This is a genomic window from Amylolactobacillus amylophilus DSM 20533 = JCM 1125 (assembly GCF_001936335.1).
Lineage (GTDB): Bacteria > Bacillota > Bacilli > Lactobacillales > Lactobacillaceae > Amylolactobacillus > Amylolactobacillus amylophilus.
Genome location: NZ_CP018888.1, coordinates 882,879 through 901,575 on the forward strand (window position 1 = coordinate 882,879; position 18,697 = coordinate 901,575).

At 42.0% G+C, this 18,697-nt stretch carries 18 protein-coding genes and 1 pseudogene; 13 read left to right on the top strand and 6 right to left on the bottom strand.

All coding sequences use genetic code 11. The features are described from left to right. Together LA20533_RS04685 and LA20533_RS04690 are read right to left on the bottom strand one after the other, a co-directional pair. A complete protein-coding gene (locus tag LA20533_RS04685) occupies positions 1-1,284 on the bottom strand; it encodes an ISL3 family transposase (protein ID WP_056945830.1) in 1,284 nt (427 codons plus the stop codon). Positions 1,285-1,356: 72 nt separating this feature from the next. After that, positions 1,357-2,088 (bottom strand): response regulator transcription factor, encoded by a 732-nt coding sequence (locus LA20533_RS04690; RefSeq protein ID WP_054746385.1) that lies wholly within the window; start codon positions 2,086-2,088, stop codon positions 1,357-1,359. Positions 2,089-2,272: 184 nt separating this feature from the next. On the opposite strand from LA20533_RS04690, the gene phoU (LA20533_RS04695) reads away from it, so the two are divergent. The 7 genes from phoU (LA20533_RS04695) (at position 2,273) to phoU (LA20533_RS04725) (ending at position 8,267) form a co-directional block, all read left to right on the top strand. Continuing rightward, on the top strand, positions 2,273-2,992 hold the full coding sequence (gene phoU, locus LA20533_RS04695; protein ID WP_056945829.1) for a phosphate signaling complex protein PhoU: 720 nt from the start codon (positions 2,273-2,275) through the stop codon (positions 2,990-2,992). Positions 2,993-3,244: 252 nt separating this feature from the next. Continuing rightward, on the top strand, positions 3,245-4,138 hold the full coding sequence (locus LA20533_RS04700) for a phosphate ABC transporter substrate-binding protein PstS family protein (protein WP_056945828.1): 894 nt from the start codon (positions 3,245-3,247) through the stop codon (positions 4,136-4,138). Positions 4,139-4,184: 46 nt separating this feature from the next. Next, positions 4,185-5,120, top strand: coding sequence for a phosphate ABC transporter permease subunit PstC (gene pstC / locus LA20533_RS04705; RefSeq protein WP_054746387.1), 936 nt, complete (start codon positions 4,185-4,187; stop codon positions 5,118-5,120). Then, positions 5,110-5,997, top strand: a complete 888-nt coding sequence (gene pstA / locus LA20533_RS04710; protein ID WP_056945827.1) for a phosphate ABC transporter permease PstA — start codon at positions 5,110-5,112, stop codon at positions 5,995-5,997. Before pstC ends, pstA begins: the two co-directional genes overlap by 11 nt. Positions 5,998-6,007: 10 nt before the next feature. Beyond that, positions 6,008-6,802 (top strand): phosphate ABC transporter ATP-binding protein PstB, encoded by a 795-nt coding sequence (gene pstB / locus LA20533_RS04715; protein ID WP_054746388.1) that lies wholly within the window; start codon positions 6,008-6,010, stop codon positions 6,800-6,802. An 11-nt stretch (positions 6,803-6,813) separates the two neighbouring features. Further along, entirely contained in the window at positions 6,814-7,569 is a 756-nt protein-coding gene (gene pstB / locus LA20533_RS04720) for a phosphate ABC transporter ATP-binding protein PstB (RefSeq protein ID WP_056945826.1), read from the top strand. Between the two features lie 11 nt (positions 7,570-7,580). Further along, positions 7,581-8,267 (top strand): phosphate signaling complex protein PhoU, encoded by a 687-nt coding sequence (gene phoU / locus LA20533_RS04725; RefSeq protein ID WP_056945825.1) that lies wholly within the window; start codon positions 7,581-7,583, stop codon positions 8,265-8,267. Between the two features lie 95 nt (positions 8,268-8,362). On the opposite strand, the pseudogene LA20533_RS04730 reads toward phoU (LA20533_RS04725), so the two are convergent. Continuing rightward, positions 8,363-9,073, bottom strand: a pseudogene (locus tag LA20533_RS04730) (IS6 family transposase). 31 nt (positions 9,074-9,104) lie between these two features. Between LA20533_RS04730 and LA20533_RS04735 the strand changes: the two are divergent. The 5 genes from LA20533_RS04735 to LA20533_RS08795 all read left to right on the top strand — a co-directional run bounded on the left by LA20533_RS04735 (position 9,105) and on the right by LA20533_RS08795 (position 12,169). Then, a complete protein-coding gene (locus tag LA20533_RS04735) occupies positions 9,105-9,377 on the top strand; it encodes a Rep family protein (protein ID WP_236693797.1) in 273 nt (90 codons plus the stop codon). 491 nt (positions 9,378-9,868) lie between these two features. Continuing rightward, the gene (locus tag LA20533_RS04740) at positions 9,869-10,489 is read left to right on the top strand and encodes a CadD family cadmium resistance transporter (RefSeq protein WP_002293047.1); all 621 of its coding nucleotides are present in this window, start codon (positions 9,869-9,871) and stop codon (positions 10,487-10,489) included. Between the two features lie 97 nt (positions 10,490-10,586). Continuing rightward, entirely contained in the window at positions 10,587-11,294 is a 708-nt protein-coding gene (locus tag LA20533_RS04745; RefSeq protein ID WP_075362803.1) for a helix-turn-helix domain-containing protein, read from the top strand. A 47-nt stretch (positions 11,295-11,341) separates the two neighbouring features. Next, entirely contained in the window at positions 11,342-11,782 is a 441-nt protein-coding gene (locus LA20533_RS08790; RefSeq protein ID WP_236781711.1) for an IS3 family transposase, read from the top strand. Further along, positions 11,783-12,169, top strand: a complete 387-nt coding sequence (locus LA20533_RS08795) for an integrase core domain-containing protein (protein WP_156408171.1) — start codon at positions 11,783-11,785, stop codon at positions 12,167-12,169. A gap of 264 nt (positions 12,170-12,433) precedes the next feature. Here the strand turns inward: LA20533_RS08795 and rpe are convergent, their stop codons facing one another. The 3 genes from rpe to LA20533_RS04770 form a co-directional block, all read right to left on the bottom strand. Further along, positions 12,434-13,072 carry a ribulose-phosphate 3-epimerase gene (gene rpe, locus LA20533_RS04755; RefSeq protein WP_056947350.1) on the bottom strand — a complete coding sequence of 213 codons (639 nt, stop codon included), beginning with the start codon at positions 13,070-13,072 and terminating at the stop codon, positions 12,434-12,436. Between the two features lie 154 nt (positions 13,073-13,226). Beyond that, the gene (locus LA20533_RS04760; protein ID WP_056947345.1) at positions 13,227-15,593 is read right to left on the bottom strand and encodes a phosphoketolase family protein; all 2,367 of its coding nucleotides are present in this window, start codon (positions 15,591-15,593) and stop codon (positions 13,227-13,229) included. Between the two features lie 595 nt (positions 15,594-16,188). Next, a complete protein-coding gene (locus LA20533_RS04770) occupies positions 16,189-16,917 on the bottom strand; it encodes a GntR family transcriptional regulator (protein WP_054745799.1) in 729 nt (242 codons plus the stop codon). 245 nt (positions 16,918-17,162) lie between these two features. Here LA20533_RS04770 and glpK point away from each other — a divergent pair, with 245 nt between their 5' ends. Beyond that, positions 17,163-18,677, top strand: coding sequence for a glycerol kinase GlpK (gene glpK, locus LA20533_RS04775; protein WP_056947339.1), 1,515 nt, complete (start codon positions 17,163-17,165; stop codon positions 18,675-18,677). Positions 18,678-18,697 lie beyond the last annotated feature (20 nt).

Below are 18,697 nucleotides of genomic sequence, written 5' to 3' on the forward strand. Positions count from 1 at the left end.
TCATGCGACTTTCAACTCTGCTTTTTTATCTGGTTTAGTCTTCATTTGGCGCAGTTTAATGCGTGAAATCATATGATGATAGTTACGGAATCCGAACGCAGTTCGTTGAATTTGCTTAATCATTCTGTTCATGCCTTCTACCGGACCATTTGAATAGCCTGTTTCACTCGCATTCAAAATTACTTCCAGATTTTTTTTGAAGGTACGAAAAATTTCTTTCATCTGTCGACTTGAGTTTTGAGTGTTGTACAAATAATTAACGATGCCATCTTTATCGTGATCTTTGAGACTTTTCATGATGTTTTGCATTGATTCGTATGATGCCTTTAACTCAGGGCTAACCGCCAGCCCTTCTTCCACTCGTTCTAATTGTGTGAGTTGTTTTCGAAGATGGCGATCATAAAATAATTGTTTTTCGTCTAAATTTTTAGCGTATTTCAAATAAAGCCGCCATGAGAATTTTAACGTTCGATATTCGGCAGATTGTTTATTGTATTTTTTCATAGTTTGAACACGACTTTGATTGAATGCACGGGTCATCTTAGCGATAATATGAAAGCGATCAATAACTATTTTGGCATTGGGAAACATTAATTTGGCAATGTCTTGATAATAACTATTCAGATCCACTGTAACTGTCTTCACCCGTGCTCGTACGCTTTCTGGAAATTGCTTGAAATACTCAATGATACTATTCTTGTATCGATCTGGAAGGATTTGTTGAATCTCATGCACGCCATTACCGTTAATACAAATGAAATGAAGTTTGCCGCCAACACCTCTAAATTCATCCATCGCAAGATGAACGGGTAGATAATTGAGATTACGATGAAACAAATCATCATAGTTATCTAAATAGCGACAGATAGTGCTGGATGAAACTCCAGCGTCAATTGCGATACTAGTCTGAGTTCGATCATCCTTTAAATTCATCAATATCTTCTGTCGGGTCGCCTTAGAGATACAACAGTTTTTATCGACGATATCGGAATTCGCCATAAATGACCGGCCACAATTTTTACAGATCAGCCGTTCTTTATGGAGTTCCAAGTAAACTGGTTCACTGGCATTAGCCGTTAAATAAGTTACTCGGGACACGTAGTGTCCGTTGTGACTAAAACTGGAGAAGCCACAGTAATCGCAGCTTTCCTGATGAATTTTAACGATTGTCGAGAACACTTTTGCATGTCTTGATTTAATTATTTGGTATTGGTATTTATAAAAAAATACATTTTTATCTTTAATACTGAGCGCAAATTTTATATTATTATCTATAGGGTTCAAAAGTTTTCACGTCCTTTAAAAATGATGCTGTAGTGGGTGGATTTTTTAGGCAGAAAGCTTTTGGGCCTTTTTTTAGTTTTTAAGAACGTAACCGAAGCCACGGACGGTTTGAAGCCAGATTGGATTTTGAGGATCTGGCTCAATTTTATCGCGTAAATGACTGATGTGAATATCGACCATTCGTGAGTTACCTAAGATATAGTAATCCCAGACGCCCTGTAATAGTTGTTCCCGACTAAGAACTTGATTAGGATGTTGGATTAGGTAGTGGAGTAGTTTGAATTCTTTCGGGGTGAGTCCTAGATCCTGATCATCTCGCAATACCCGATAGTGCTGAAGATCAATGGTGAGGTTATTGAAGGTGAGTTGCTTGGGGGCTGACGGTTCAACCGTTTGGTGAGCAGTGTCAGTTGACTCAGTATTAGCATCAGTGATCTGATCATATAACCAAAATCGTTGTTTGAGAATTGCAATGATCTCTGGGTAATCAAAGGGTTCAACTAGGTAGTCATCGACATGGTGGTGAAATAGTTGTTGTATCTGTTCTGGGTTGCGCTCTTTAGCGAGCATAATAATGGGGATCATTACTTTTTCACGCATATGTGATATCGCCGTGAGTGTCTCATTAAAGTCAACCGATGTCGTATCCCATAGCACAGCCGCCACAGTTTGCGTTTTTAGAATCGTTAACGCTTCGTCAGAACTGGTTGTGTTGTGAACGAACCAATTTTGTTCGTTGCAATAGGCATTGATTGGAATGAATAGTGGTAACTGTTTCGTCATTAATAATAAATGCTTAATCAAAGTGACTCCTCCAATAATGAGCCGAATTTCTAATCACATAAACAAAACATTAAAACTAGTCTACCCATTATTAATGGCATAAAATTAAATTTATGTCCAGATATTTACATAATCTTTACATTAGTATGGGTATAATAGCAGTAACGTTTAACTGGATCATACTGTAATAATGGAGGGTGTCTCAATGGACGGATTATTTTCGGATGAATTAAAAAAGCTAAAGTGGCACTTTATTGAAATGGGAATTAACGTCAGTGAACAGATCTATCAAGCAACAAAGGCGTTTATTGACCACGATAAGGAGCTCGCACAACATGTAATAGAACAAGATCAAACTACTAATGAAGAAGAAACTGGGTTGGAAGTTCAGGCGTTGAATTTAATGGCGTTACAGCAGCCTGTGGCGGATGATTTTCGTTCAATTATTAGTATTTTAAAGGCCAGTTCAGATTTGGAACGAATCGGCGATCATGCCGTTAATATTGCACGCGAAACGATTCGCGCTAGTGGTAGTCAACGGGTTGTGGGAATTGAAAATGCCATTGCCGAGATGACGGCTTCAGTTCGGAGCATGCTAGAAAAAGTATTGGATGCGTATGCCCAAGCAGATGAAAAAGTCGCGCGTGAAGGGGCTGCCGCTGATTTGGAAGTCGATAAACAGTATATTTTAGTACGCGACAGCATCACCGCCGCAATGCGGCAGGATGCTAAAACGATTACGGCCAGTTCTAGTTACCTCATGGTATCACGGTTATTAGAGCGGGTTGGTGATCACATTGTTAACTTGTCAGAATGGATCGTTTATAGTCGAACTGGGGAATTAGTTGAGCTTAACCCAGGTAAATCAGATCTAGAAATGTTGCATACATTATTGAATAACTCGGAACAAGAGCTGAATCAATAGGTTACAAAGAACTACTCAGATGATCTCAAGTGGTGTGGTATCAATAGATGAAAGTTTAGGGACCGAACAGAAATTTACTTTTTGTTCAGTCCCTTTTTGTGTGGATGCACGGTCAAAATCGTGGGCTTGGTGGTAGAAAAATGATTTACATCTTTTTTACATAAATATGACTAGATATTTACGTTCGTTGTTTATATTAAGAATGTACCAAGTTCAGACAACCAGTAATCATTTGAAAGGGAGATCAGAATGATGAATAAGAAGAGATTTTTTGCAACAGTTGCAGCGTTGGGAGTCGTAACGATTGGTTTATCGGCATGTGGTAATGGTGGTGGGAGTGATAGTAGTAGTTCCTCATCGTCAGCCAAGATCACGGCGGTTGGCTCAACCGCACTACAACCATTAGTTGAAAAGGCTGCATCTAATTATCAATCTCAGAACAAAGGCGTTAACATTTCCGTTCAAGGAGGCGGATCGGGGACGGGATTAAGTCAAGTCCAAGAGGGATCCGTTCAAATTGGTAATTCTGATATTTTTGCTTCACAACAAAGTGGTATTAAAGCAAGCAAGTTAGTTGACCACAAAGTTGCCGTTGTTGGAATGACCCCGGTCGTTAACAAGGACGTTGGTGTTAAGAATGTGTCGATGGACCAGCTAAAACAAATTTTTACAGGCAAGATTACCAACTGGAAACAATTAGGTGGTAAAAACGAAAAAATTACGGTCGTTAACCGGGCTAAAGGTAGTGGAACCCGTGCCACGTTTGAAGCAGCCGTTTTGAACGGTGAAACGGCCGTCAAATCTCAAGAACAAGATTCTAGCGGAACGGTTCAAAAAATTGTCTCAACAACCCCAGGCGTAATTAGTTACTTAGCTTTCTCATACGTTAACGATTCGCTTCAAGCACTTTCAATTGACAATGTGAAACCAACCGATGCGAATGTAGAAACAAATGACTGGAAAATTTGGTCATATGAACATATGTATACTAAGGGTCAACCAAATAAAGCAACCAAAGAATTTCTAGACTATATTGTCGCGAAGAAACAGCAAAAGGGGTTAGTGAAAAAAATGGGTTATATTAGCATTCACGATATGAAGGTATCTAAGGATGCGAACAACAATGTTACCGATAATAAGAATTAAGAAATAGCTGCAATACCCCAAAACGGCAAGCTCTAGGAGGGTTACGATGGATAAAGATAATATTCAAGTGCATTTGATGAAATCATCTAAAGCGACACGCGAAGATTATTTCGGAAAAACAATTTGTTACTTATGTATTGGCCTTATCACAGTATTGGTCGGCTGCATTTTGTACTTTATTACTTCACGTGGAATTGCCACTTTTACACAGAACCATGTTAAGCTGGGGCAATTTTTATCGGGTACAAATTGGAATCCGGGGGTGCTTGATAGTCACGGAAATCCAGAAGTCGGCGCGTTACCAATGATTGTCACATCATTTGGTGTCACAATTTTAGCAGCGCTTGTAGCCACACCGTTCGCGATCGGCATGGCCGTCTTCATGACCGAAATCTCACCTAAACGAGGGACCAAGTTACTTCAATCTGTAACAGAGTTGCTAGTTGGTATTCCATCTGTCGTCTATGGGTTTGTCGGATTATCAGTGATTGTACCAACAGTACGCCATATTTTCGGCGGCACTGGGTTTGGGATTTTATCTGGCACATTGGTATTGTTTGTCATTATTTTACCAACGGTGACCTCGTTATCTGTTGATAGCTTACGAGCAGTGCCCGTTCATTACCGGCAGGCCTCATTAGCATTAGGGGCGACCCGTTGGCAAACAATTCGAAAAGTGGTTCTGAAAACGGCGACTCCTGGAATTTTAACGGCAATCATCTTTGGCATGGCGCGGGCATTCGGCGAAGCGCTAGCTGTACAAATGGTGATTGGTAATGCGGTGTTAATGCCAACGAGCTTAGTCTCACCGTCGTCAACGCTGACAAGTCAGTTAACAACTCAAATTGGCAATACAGTCATGGGGACGATGCAAAATAATGCGCTCTGGTCATTAGCGTTGATCTTGTTACTCATGTCGTTAGTCTTTAACCTTGTTGTTAGAGTTATTGGTAATTGGGGGAAGCATAAGTATGAATCCTAAACGATCAAATCAGATTGCAACTGGTACAATATTTGGACTCGTTGCGATTGTGGTATTAATTTTAATCGGCCTGATTGGGTACATTCTATTTAATGGCGTACCGAATATTTCTTGGCACTTTATCACAGCGGAAGCACAAGCATTTAGTGCGGGTGGTGGTATTCGGGATCAATTATTTAATTCGCTGTACCTGTTAATTTTGACATTGTTGATTTCTTTCCCAATCGCATTGGGTGCGGGAATTTATTTATCCGAGTATGCGAGTGATAACTGGATTACTAATGTTATCAGAACAATGATTGAAGTGTTAAGCTCACTGCCATCAGTGGTCGTTGGTCTGTTTGGCTACCTCCTGTTCGTCATTAAATTCGGGTTTGGGTTCTCTATCTTGGCTGGTGCGATTGCACTAACTTTTTTCAACTTACCGCTGCTAACTCGTCAAATTGAAGAGTCCTTGCGGACGGTACCAAATCTACAGCGTGAAGCTGGAATGTCATTAGGACTATCGAGTTGGAAAACCGTGACAGGAATTATACTACCAGCGGCAGTACCAGGAATCATCACGGGAATTATTTTGTGTGCTGGCCGGGTCTTCGGCGAGGCGGCTGCTTTGATCTATACCTCTGGGCAAAGTGCCCCGGTAGTGGACTATTTGAACTTTAATCCGCTCAGCCCGACGAGCTTTTTGAACCCTATGAGACCGGCAGAAACGTTAGCGGTGCATATTTGGAAATTGAATACTGAAGGGGTGACACCAGATGCCCACCAAATTTCAAGTGGAGCCTCAGCGGTTCTAATTATTGTCATTTTGATCTTTAATTTAGGTGCTCGGGCACTCGGAAGTTATACGTATCGTAAAATGACGGCCACAAAATAAAGGTGAGAGAATGAAAAATTATAATTTAGATGAAACCTATATTATTAATCCACAGAAAGAATCCACACTTTCGGCGAAACAGGTAACAGTCTCGTATGGAACGAATCATGTGATTCATGCTGCTGATTTAAATTTCCCCCGGTATAAAATCACCTCACTGATTGGCGCATCCGGTTCCGGAAAATCGACGTATCTGAGGTGCTTTAATCGGATGAACGATAAAATTGCCACGGTCGGCGGTCAAATTATGTACCGCGATACGGATATTAATAACCCCAAAATCAACGTTTATGAGCTTCGCCGACATATTGGAATGGTATTTCAAAGACCAAATCCGTTTGCCAAGTCCATTCGAGAGAACTTGACGTTTGCCCTGAAAAAAAACGGCATGACGGATAAAAATGAACTGGAAATGCGACTAGAAACGAGTCTTAAAGGTGTTGCCTTGTGGGACGAAGTCAAGGATAAGCTAGATCAAAGTGCACTGGCATTATCAGGTGGGCAGGCTCAGCGGCTTTGTGTTGCACGCTCAATTGCAATGAAGCCAGATATTTTACTGCTGGATGAACCGGCAAGCGCGCTGGATCCAATTTCAACGGCTAAGTTAGAAGAGACACTAAAAACACTGAGCAATCAGTTCAGCATTATTATTGTGACGCATAATATGCAACAAGCGTCCCGAATTAGTGACTATACCGCGTTTTTGCATATGGGCCATGTTATTGAGTATGATGAAACGGAAAATGTGTTTACGAATCCCCATGTGCGGGCCACTGAAGATTATATTTCTGGGAATTTTGGTTAGGAGGACTGGCAATGAGCAGGGTGATTACTACTGAAGATGTCCATTTGTATTACGGCGAAACTGAGGCACTCCATGGGATTAATTTGAATTTTGAAAAAAACGAAATTACTGCCCTGATTGGACCATCGGGGTGTGGTAAGTCAACGTACCTCAGGTGTTTAAATCGAATGAACGATCTGATTCCTAATACAACAGTGACTGGGAGTCTGAAGTTGAACGGGCAAGATATCTATTCGCCTAACACGGATGTCGTTAATCTACGTAAACGAGTCGGCATGCTGTTTCAGCAACCCAACCCATTTCCGTTATCGGTTTATGAAAATGTCGTTTATGGCCTGCGTTTAGAGGGTGTGAAAGATAAGCGGCGTCTTGATGAACGGGTGGAAACAACCCTCAAACAAGCTGCAATTTGGGATGAGGTTAAAGATTCGTTGCATAAAAGTGCGCTGGCCTTTTCAGGTGGTCAGCAACAGCGAATTTGTGTGGCACGTGTGCTAGCGGTCGAACCAGATATTATTTTAATGGATGAGCCAACTAGCGCATTGGATCCGATCTCAAGCGCTAAAATTGAGGATACACTAGCCGCAATTCGGAGTGACTATACCATCATCATTGTGACCCATAATATGCAACAGGCTTCTCGCATTTCTGATAAAACGGCTTTTCTTCTAAACGGTAATTTAATTGAATTTGATAATACAGAAAAAATATTCATACGACCAGACCGGCAAGAAACTAGTGATTATTTAAATGGGAAATTTGGGTAGGGGGAAATGAGATGAGAGAATTATTTTCAGATGAGCTCAAAAAATTGCACGGGCGATTTATGGAGATGGGGATTAACATTAGCGAACAAATTTATCAGGCGACCTCAGCCTTTACTCAGTATGATAAAAAATTGGCCCAGCAGGTCATCGATGACGACCAGCGGACAAACAGTGAGGAAATTTTTCTTGAAAAAGAAGCCCTTAAATTAATCGCCCTTCAACAACCGGTGGCGTCTGATTTTCGAGAAATTATTAGTATTCTAAAGGCCAGTTCAGATTTAGAGCGCATTGGGGATCATGCTGTCAACATTGCCCGCGAAACGCTGAACACGAGCGATCAAAAAAACGATGTCAAGATTGAAAAACAAATTGGTAAAATGGCCGGTGACATTCGAAAGATGTTAGAGCAAGTCATGGATGCCTATGTTAATCGTGATGAACGGCAGGCTCGTAAAGGTGCTGAAAAAGATTTAAACATCGATCAACAGTATATCGATATTCGGAAGGCTGTGACCAGTGCGATTGAATCCCAAGAGACAACCGCTGAACGGGGGTCCAGTTATTTGATGATTGATCGTTTATTAGAACGGATCGGGGACCATATCGTCAACCTATGCGAGTGGGTTGTTTATAATCAATCGGGAAAAATTGTTGAATTAAATGCTGGGAAAATTTCACCGGAGTTATTGCAGAATTAATTTTTTGAAAGTGATTAAAAATAGTTCGTGATAGTTAAAATGGTTCTGTTGCGAAGTTTGAAAATCAAACGCGCCCTCTCTGAACTCCAAATATCTTAGGCTGTTATTCCCATTAATACCTTGATTTCAGTAGACACCGAAAAGCCGAAGAGCGTTCCATTTCTTCGGTTCTTTTTATATATTCCTCGAATGGTCTCCATGCCCTTAATCGTGGAAGAGGCTGTACGGAGACTTTGATAAAATTTATTTCGTCGTTTAATAGGTCGATGGTCTTGTTCTATTAAATTGTTGAGATACTTCATAGTTCGGTGCTCTGTCTTAGTATATAAACCCACACTCTGTAACTTTCTAAAGGCGGAGCCAAGAGAAGGTGCTTTATCGGTCACAATTGCTTTCGGCTCACCAAACTGTTTATGGAGTCGTTTTAAGAAAGCATAGGCTGCTTGCGTATCCCGTTTCTTTCGTAACCAGATATCTAAGGTTAAGCCGTCCGCATCAATTGCACGATAAAGATAATGCCAACGTCCCTTAATTTTGATATAGGTTTCGTCCATTTTCCATGAATAGAAGGATTGTCTATTGTTCTTCTTCCAAAGATAATAGAGGACTTTGCTGTACTCTTGCACCCAACGATAAATCGTAGTATGACAAACATTTATTCCACGATCATATAACAATTACTGAACTTCACGATAGCTTAGATTGTAACGCAGGTAGTAACCAACAGCGACAATAATGACGTCTTTTTTGAATTGTTTGCCTTTAAAATGATTCGTTACTCTGTCCTCTCTGTCTTTTTTCTCAATCTTTACACTAAAATAGATTTTTTGGAAAACTTTGCAACAGAACCTTGAGACCTTTGGAGGCTTTGATTTAGAGAGTTGCTTAGCTCTTTCTACTGGCGATAAACGCCAAGCCTTACGTGATATGTTGGCTTTTATTTCTGAAAATGAAATTATGCATTTAAAAGACTTTGCAGATTATTGCATGTCTGAGGAAGCACCAGCTGGCTGGTTCGAACTTCTAACTGAAAGGAATACGCTTTTTATTAAAGAATATATCAAGTCAAATTGGCAGAAACAACAAAATCTTAGAGGTTCGGAGAAATGATTATGAAAACGTTAGATAAGGTTATTGTTGATATGAGTGACCCTGCTTTCCCTTATATTCTTCAGCCTATTGCTGAAGATCGATTGAAAAAAATGCATTCTAATAGTTGAATTCATTTTTTTGTGGTTAAGCTAACACTAGCTTGCCCCTCTCGGGTAGAGTTCTGCATGAGATGCGCTCGCTATGCAATAGCCCGTCGGAGGTTTTTCTAGCCGGATAATAGGCGCAGAAAAATAGCAGTTCTCCCAGTAGGAAGGGAGAACGCTACTACCTCGTAGAGCCCACACTTTATCTTGTAAAGTATAGTGGGTTATACTTTACTTGGAAGTAATCACCGAATTCCAGTTAGAAACTATTTTGTAACTATGTTTTGAGGAGGGGTAAAATGCTTTCTTACGTCCGGCATTACCCACTAGCGATAGCTAAATTAATGTGTCTGTGCTCCCCTAAAATCTGCTGATTTATTACTGACTAATACAGGAGGTTTTTTTATGGGACAGACAATCATATCTGCTATTGGTGTTTATATTTCCACCAGTATAGATTATTTAATTGTTTTGATTATTTTATTTGCACAGCTATCACAGAATAAACAGAAATGGCATATTTATGCTGGGCAATATCTAGGCACGGGCTTACTTGTAGGGGTGAGTTTAGTTGCTGCTTATGTCGTCAATTTCGTGCCTGAAGCATGGATGGTTGGATTGCTTGGTTTAATCCCTATCTATTTAGGGATTCGCTTTGCAATTGTTGGAGAAGGTGAGGAAGAAGAAGAGGAAGAAATTATTGAAAGATTAGAACAAAGTAAGGCAAATCAACTGTTTTGGACAGTTACATTGCTGACAATTGCGTCTGGCGGAGATAATTTAGGTATCTATATACCTTATTTTGCTTCGTTAGATTGGGCACAGACCCTCGTGGCGTTGCTTATGTTTGCAATCGGCATAATTATCTTTTGCGAGCTTAGTCGGGTGCTATCCTCTATTCCGTTAATATCCGAAACAATTGAAAAATACAAGCGAATCATTGTGCCCTTAGTATTCATTCCACTTGGACTATACATCATGTATGAAAGTGGCACGATAGAGACTTTTCTAAACTTTATTTTATAGATAAAAAAGCCCCTTAAATGGGGCTTTGGATATACTCCTAGTTAGTTGGACACGGAAATAATTAAAATTCCGGTCTCACGAACTAGGAGTATTTATTTTGGCTAAACATTATAGTTTTGAGGAAAAGATTGAGATATTGTCCTTCTTAGATAAAGGCTGGGGTATAACTGAGGTTGCCCAATACCATTCTTTATCTACAAGTACCGTCAAACGTTGGAGACATCAGTATCAGCTTAAAGGTATTGGTGGGCTTAAACAAAGGAAATACACCCACTTTTCTCAAGAATTTAAACAGAAAGTCGTCCTTGAATATCTCAGTACGGATACTTCTCTACCGTTTCTACGTGACAAGTACAATATATCAAATGAATCTGTCATCTATCAGTGGGTAAAACTGTATACTAGTGGTAATAAATTAGAGGCCACTGGGAGATCTGAGATGAATAAAGGAAGATCAACCACTCTCAAAGAGCGGATAGAAATCACAAATTGGGTTATTGCACATGATTACGATTATAGTGGTGCCATGCGTAAGTTCACCGTTTCATATGGTCAGGTATACAGTTGGACTAAGAAGTTGAAGAAATACGGTCCCGATGGACTCATTGATCGCCGCGGTAAGGGAAAATCTGAAAATGATTTACTCACTACGGCCGAAAAGCAGGCACTGGAAGTTAAGCGACTAAAGGAGCAGGTAACTTACTTGTCCACAGAAAATAATCTTTTAAAAAAATTACAGGAGATAGAAAGAAGGGATTCCAAGAGAACAAATATCGTGCAATTAAAGAATTATCACAGAAAGTAGATGAAAGAAGTGGAAAAGGCTTCAGTGTAGCTCTTAGTTGCCAAATTATGCAAGTTGCACGTTCATCTTACTATGCCTGGTTAAACCATGTTCCATCAAAAAGGAATATCGATGATCAAGGCATCCTAGATTACGTAATTCAATTAGAAGAAACACACAACTATATCTTTGGGGTAAAGCGCCTAGTGATGCATGTAAATGACGATACACAATATCATGTATCCAATAGTAAAATGCGACGAATCATGAGAGAAAATAATATAGTAGCTTCAATTAAGACCAAACGTAAACCAAGAAAAAAACGTAAAGAAGAAATTATCAGTAAAAATTTACTACTGAACGAAGACTATACGCACAACTTTAAGCCCGGGTACGCTAATAAATATTGGGTTACAGACTGTACCGAGTTACTCTATGGCATAAATAATCAGTGTAAACTTCGGCTCAGTGCGATAAAGGATCTGTATGACCATTCGATAATTGCGTAGATGGTAGATGATACAGAAACCGCAAAATTGGTAACAGAGACATTTAAGTTAGCGATTGAGAATGAATATGGTGCAGTACCAGAAATACTGCACAGCGATCGTGGTAGCGGCTATGTGTCAGGGCTGTTTAACACTACCTTATCAGCTGAAGGAGTCTTGCATAGTATGTCGCGACCGGGAGAACCAGGTGATAATAGTTCAATTGAGAGCTTCTGGAGCCACATGAAAGAAGAGTACTTTAGGTTCTACACTTCAAATACAAAGCAAGAATTGATAGACAACATAGCGGAATTTATGAGCTGGTATAACAATGAACGCCGACAAAGCACACTAAAAGGCATGACTCCGAAAGAATTTCGAAATCATGCCTCAAAAAATATTGCCTGATTTTAATTATTTATCTGTCCACTTGACACGGAGTAGCTCCAACATAGCTATTTTCTTCGAGGTAGCAAAAGAAACAAAATAGAAATATTGCTCTACTTGAGGATGTTGTAAGTAAATTAATGCAGAAGATTACGTTACCCAAACAAAATAAAGATCATCCGCTGGGTGGTGATTATACCTGTTTCTAGCGAGAATTGGATCGCATTGTGAATTGTTTTGAAAAAAACTATGTCCTCGTAAAGCGGGACATGGTTTTAATTTGTATTATTTTAGCTGCGCAATATTTTCTTTAATTGAGCCAGCGAAGACGTATGAACCGGCGACTAGGACGTTTGCACCAGATTTTTTGCACTGACTACCCGTCTTATCGTTGATACCACCATCAACCTCGATATCGTAGCCATAATAGTTCTGGGCCTTTAATTCGGTGACTTCCTGGACCTTCTCGAGCATATCGGGAATGAATTTTTGTCCGCCAAAGCCAGGGGTGACGGTCATAATTAAAACCTGATCGGCGAGCGGGAGCAGGTCACGGTAAGCGGCGATCGCTACGCTTGGGTCAAACGCGATTCCGGCTTTCTTGCCTTGCTCATGGATATGCTCAATTAAGCGATAAGCATGCCGGGTCGTCTCGGGATGGAAGGTGATAATATCGGCGCCTGCCTCCATCAATGAGTCGATAATCGCCTCTGGTTGCTCCGCCATCACGTGGCAGTCCAGGGTGAGGTCTGTATGCGGGCGTAAATCTTTGACGTACTTTGGTCCGAAGTTGATATTGCTAACGTAATGGCCGTCCATAACGTCAACGTGGAGATAGTTCGCACCAGCAGATTTAATTTCTTGCAGCTGTTTTTCGAGTTGAAAGGTATCAGAACTTAGTAGGGAAGGTGCAATGATTGTCATAATTATTCCTCCTGATGAAAAAAGAGAGCGATTGGCCTGTAGACAAGCTTGCTCTCTTTTATTGTAGCTATTTATGGTATAAATGTAATTAACTTTACTAATTTTTTTCTCCTAAGTCGCTAGTACTCAGAAGCTAACCGTGGTGCGTCACACTCTAATCTAATTGTTTCCACTGCCAGCCCTCAACCTCAGGCAGATCAGTACCTTCCTCGTGGATGAAGTCCTTGTGGTGTGCCAACTTGGCATCCATTGCAGAGCTGAATTCACCAGCCGCTGCTCCATAAACCATGTCGGCCGCATCTTGTGCTAAGTGGAAACGGTCGAGTTCATTCATGACCCGGATATCGAACGGCGTAGTGATATCGCCGTCTTCACGGTAGCCGTGGACGTGTACATTTCTGTTGTGGCGGCTGAAGAAAATATCGCGGATTAAGCCTTCGTAACCGTGGAATGCAAAGATGACTGGCTTGTCCTTTGTAAAGTATTCGTCAAATTCCTCGTCACTCAGACCACGTGGATTGAGTGATGGGTGTTGCAACTTCAACAAGTCGACCACGTTTATGAAGCGAATCTTCAAGTCGGGGAATTGTTCGTGCAGAATACTTATGGCTGCCAAACTCTCAAGGTTAGGCTCGGTCCCGGCTGCTGCGATGACGAGGTCTGGTTCCGAATTGCCGTCGGTACTTGCCCAGTCAATAATCTTCAGACCCTTGTCGACCAAGACTTCAGCCTCTTCAACTGAGTAGAATTGTGGCCGTGGGTGTTTTGAAGTGACAATCAAGTTGACCTTTTGTTCGCTTGCAAATGCCTTATTAGCCACTGCCAAAAGGGTGTTGGTGTCTGCCGGTAGGTATTCCCTAATGTATTCTGGCTTCTTGTCCGCTAAGTGACCAAGTACGCCCGGATCCTGGTGGGTGTAGCCGTTATGGTCTTGTTGGAATGAAGTTGATGTATCCACAATATTGAGTGACGGATACTTCTTGCGCCAGCTTTGTTCGTCTGCTTTCCTAATCCACTTGAAGTGTTGGGTAAGCATTGAGTCAACCACACGCAGGAAGGCTTCATAACTTGAGAAGAAGCCATGACGCCCAGTGAGGACGTAGCCCTCGAGCCAACCCTCGGCCTGATGCTCTGACAGTTGCGAATCGATTACCCGACCTGCAGGTGCCATAAACTCATCATTGGGTGTTTTAATTTCCTCGAGCCATTGCCGATTTGTTGCATCAAACAAATGATTTAGTCTGTTGGACATCGTCTCATCTGGTCCGAACACCCGGAAGTTATCTGGGTTCAGCTTGATGACATCACGGGCCCATTTACCGAACTCAATCATATCTTGGCCTTCGACTTTACCAGGCGTGCTGTTGCCGAAAGTATAATCTTTCCAGTCTGGCAACTTTAATGCACGTGGGTTAACGCCACCGTTGACGATGGGGTTCATTGCCATTCTCTTGGTACCGGTTGGTGCAATAGCCTTAATTTCTGGCTTGACTGTGCCGTTCTCATCGAAGAGTTCTTCTGGGCCGTAAGACTTCAGCCAATCTAGCAGTGCATCAACGTGTGTCATGTCTGTTTGGTCGACTGGAATTGGTACCTGATGAGCTCTAAATGATTTCTCAATTGGCTTGTTGGCCCATTCGGTTGGTCCAGTCCAGCCTTTTGGTGCACGGAAAACGATCATTGGCCAAATTGGGCGTGTTGGATCATTCTCTGTTCGTGCATGTTCTTGAATGGCTTTAATCTTCTCAACCGCTTCATCCATTGCCTGAGCCATGACGGGATGCAATGCTTGAGGGTCATCTCCAGTAACAAAGATAGGCTCCCAGCCCATTCCTTCGAAGTACTTGCGTAATTCCTCATCCGTTTTTCTAGACAAAATAGTTGGGTTCGAGATCTTAAATCCGTTAAGATCAAGTATAGGGAGTACGGCACCGTCATTGATTGGGTTGATGAAAGTGGTTGACTGCCATGACGTTGCCAGTGGACCTGTTTCGGCCTCACCGTCACCAACGACAACCGCAGCAATTTCGTCTGGGTTATCGAAGATGGCACCAACACCATGTGAAAGAGAGTAGCCGAGTTCGCCGCCCTCGTGCATTGAACCTGGCGTCTCTGCAGCAGCATGGGATGCTACACCACCTGGGAATGAGAATTGTTTGAAGAGTTTCTGCATCCCTGGTGCATCTTCCGTAATATCGGGGTAGATTTCAGTGTACGAACCATCAAGGTAGGAGTTTGAGACCATGACTTGGCCACCGTGACCCGGACCTTCGATATAGAACATGTTCAAATCGTATTTGTTAATTACGCGGTTTAGGTGGGCATAAATAAAGTTCTGCCCAGCAATAGTACCCCAGTGGCCAAGTGGGTGAATTTTCAAATCGCTGGCCTCAACTGGCCGCCGTAATAATGGGTTATCTTTCAGGTAAAGTTGCCCAACAGAAAGGTAGTTGGCTGCGCGGAAATATTTGTTCAACCGCTCAAAGTATTCCGGTGATGAATAATCAGTTGTTGCTGTCATTAATTGACCTCCACAAAGTTAAATCACTTTTTATTATGTTTACTATTTCAGTATATTAGGCTTTAAAATAAAATGCAACCATTTTGAAAATTGGTTCGTCCCAATTTAATTTTGGGTGCAAAAAAATAATATGATAAAGGATAAACTTTAGTTAGCTATCTTGAAAATATACTTAGAATAAGTAAGCAAATTGGCTTATAAATGTAGATGAATGATTATGACAAAAAGAATTGAAAAAATTGCAAAGATTTACAGATGGGTGAATCCAATTTGGGTATTCTTGATGATTATTTTAAGAAATAAAATTTTTACTATTTCTTCCCTGGTAATACAATTCTTGCTTTTAGTAGTTCTATTTTTCTTCTATAGAAGATACAAGTCAACTAATCAAGAAGATAATCACTACACCAGGAAACCAGTTGATGGTTTGGTTTCCGGAATAGTTGTCTTCATAGTACTATTTACTATTGGTGCTATTAGCTTGCTAAGATGGGTCTAACAAGATAGTTTTGTATATCAAATAAGACCCTTTAAATATATCTAACTATTAAGATCTCTTGGGCTACCATAAGAGGTCTTTTTTGATTGCAGGTTATTATTCCTCGGTAGCCACAAACGTATTGTATTTCATGTATTTGTAATGGAGCCGCATCTTAGAGTATTCAAACGGTGTACCGTCATCCAGGAAGAAGATACCGGCCATCGTGCCCACTGGTTCGGTAGGTGCAAGCGCCAATAGCTCCCGATCCTCTGTCGTCGATGGCTCGGCCGCGATGGTGAGGTAGGCTTTTGACACTAACTTATTCTCTGTCGTCTCCATGTAATTAAAGATGGAGTTTGAGACGACGTTCGGTCCGATATTTGGCGCCAGCTTGATTGGAATATAGCCTGTTTCGATCATGAAGGCCACGTCGTCAAATAGGCGGAGGCGCTTAATCTCGTAGACAAAGTCGTCCGCATTTAAGAAGAGATTCCGAGCCAGCTCTGGGTCAGGGTGGACCACGTTAAAGCTGAGCAGCTTAATCCGTGGCACTTTACCGGAAATTTGAAAGCTATCCGTGACACCGAGATTGCGCCCGGTGTTGTAGTGGAAGATAGAATCATTCTTCAAGTAAAGCGGGTTAATGAAGGTTCCAGATCCCCGCTTTTTGAAGATGGCGCCTTCGTCAGCCAGGATATTCAGCGCCCGCTTAACACTGGAGCGGCTGACCCCATAGGATTCACTCAATGCACGTTCCGTTGGCAGCTTTAAGTTCTGATACTGGCCCGCTTTGATATTCTTCTTTAGTTGTTGGAGCAATTGTCGATACACGAGATCTGCCACAGATGTTGCCTCTTTTCATTAATAAGCACAATATACTGTAATTTGAAATTATTTGCAAAAAATCAATTGGTCTAGATTGGCCCACCTGATTGACCTGTGGTCAGAGTAGCGCCTCGGGTATGAAATTAGCTCAGAACATCACATGCGTTTTGCGGAACAAATCTTTGTCCAAAATGGGTCTGGTATAGTAATATTTCAGTATGGATGAAAACGTTTACCGTGTTGTAACTAAAAAGGAGTAAATAATGGCTAAAACGTATGTAATGGCAATAGATGAAGGAACGACAAGTACCAGAGCGTTAATCATTGACCACGATGGGAACAAGGTGGCGGATTCACAGCGTGAATTCCCACAGTACTTCCCGAAGCCAGGCTGGGTGGAACATAATGCAAATGAAATCTGGAATGCCGTCTTATCGACAATCGCCGGGGCATTCATCAATTCTGATATTCGCCCAAGCCAGATTGAAGGTATCGGAATCACGAATCAACGTGAGACAACTGTGATTTGGGACAAGGAGACGGGCGTACCAATCTACAACGCGATTGTGTGGCAATCTCGCCAGACCAACGAAATATCCGATTCCTTGAAGGATCAAGGTTACCAGCAGCTAATCCGTGACAAAACCGGGCTTTTGATCGATTCATACTTTAGTGCAACCAAAATTCGCTGGATTTTGGACCACGTACCGGCCGCCCAGGAGCGCGCCGAGAAAGGTGAGTTGCTATTTGGCACAATCGATAGCTGGCTCGTCTGGAAGCTCACAGGCGGCGTTCACGTCACCGACTACACGAACGCTAGTCGGACGATGCTCTTCAATATTCACGACCTCAAGTGGGATGACGAAATTCTCGAAATCTTGAATATTCCAAAGGCCATGCTGCCGGAGGTGAAGAGTAACTCGGAAGTGTACGGTGAGACGATGGAGTACCACTTCTACGGCAGTAAGGTGCCCATCTCGGGCATGGCAGGTGACCAGCAGGCCGCTTTGTTTGGTCAACTAGCGTTTAAGGACGGAATGGTCAAGAACACTTATGGTACTGGTTCGTTTATCGTGATGAATACGGGCACGAAACCAACTGTGTCGAATAACAACTTGTTGACGACCATCGGCTACGCTATCAACGGCGAGGTGCACTACGCCCTTGAAGGCTCGGTGTTTGTAGCGGGTTCCTCAATTCAGTGGCTTCGCGACCAAATGAAGTTGGTGGCGACTTCGCCGGAGTCGGAAGAGGCAGCGAACAACTCAACGAGTAACGACGAGGTCTATGTTGTGCCTGCATTTACTGGGCTGGGTGCGCCGTACTGGGATGCAGATGCCCAGGGTGCCGTGTTTGGCTTAACGCGCGGGACAACACGCGAAGACTTCATCAAAGCAACCTTACAATCGATGGCCTACCAGACTAGAGACGTGGTCGATACGATGAAACTAGATTCGGGAATTGATATTCCTGCACTGCGTGTCGATGGCGGGGCAGCTAAGAACGACTATTTGATGCAATTTCAGGCAGATATTTTAAACACACCAATTGAGCGGGCCGAGAATTTGGAGACGACGGCGATGGGTGCGGCATTTCTTGCGGGTCTAGCCGTTGGTTTCTGGCATGATACTCAGGAACTAGAGCAAATTTTCAAGGTTGGTCGTGTTTTTGAACCGGAAATGGCAGAACAGAGAAGGGAGAATCTCTACTCGGGCTGGAAGCTAGCGGTGAAGGCAACGCAGGTCTTTAAGCATACCGCCTTACCCAAAGAGGATTAATTAACAGAAGAAGTGGCAAT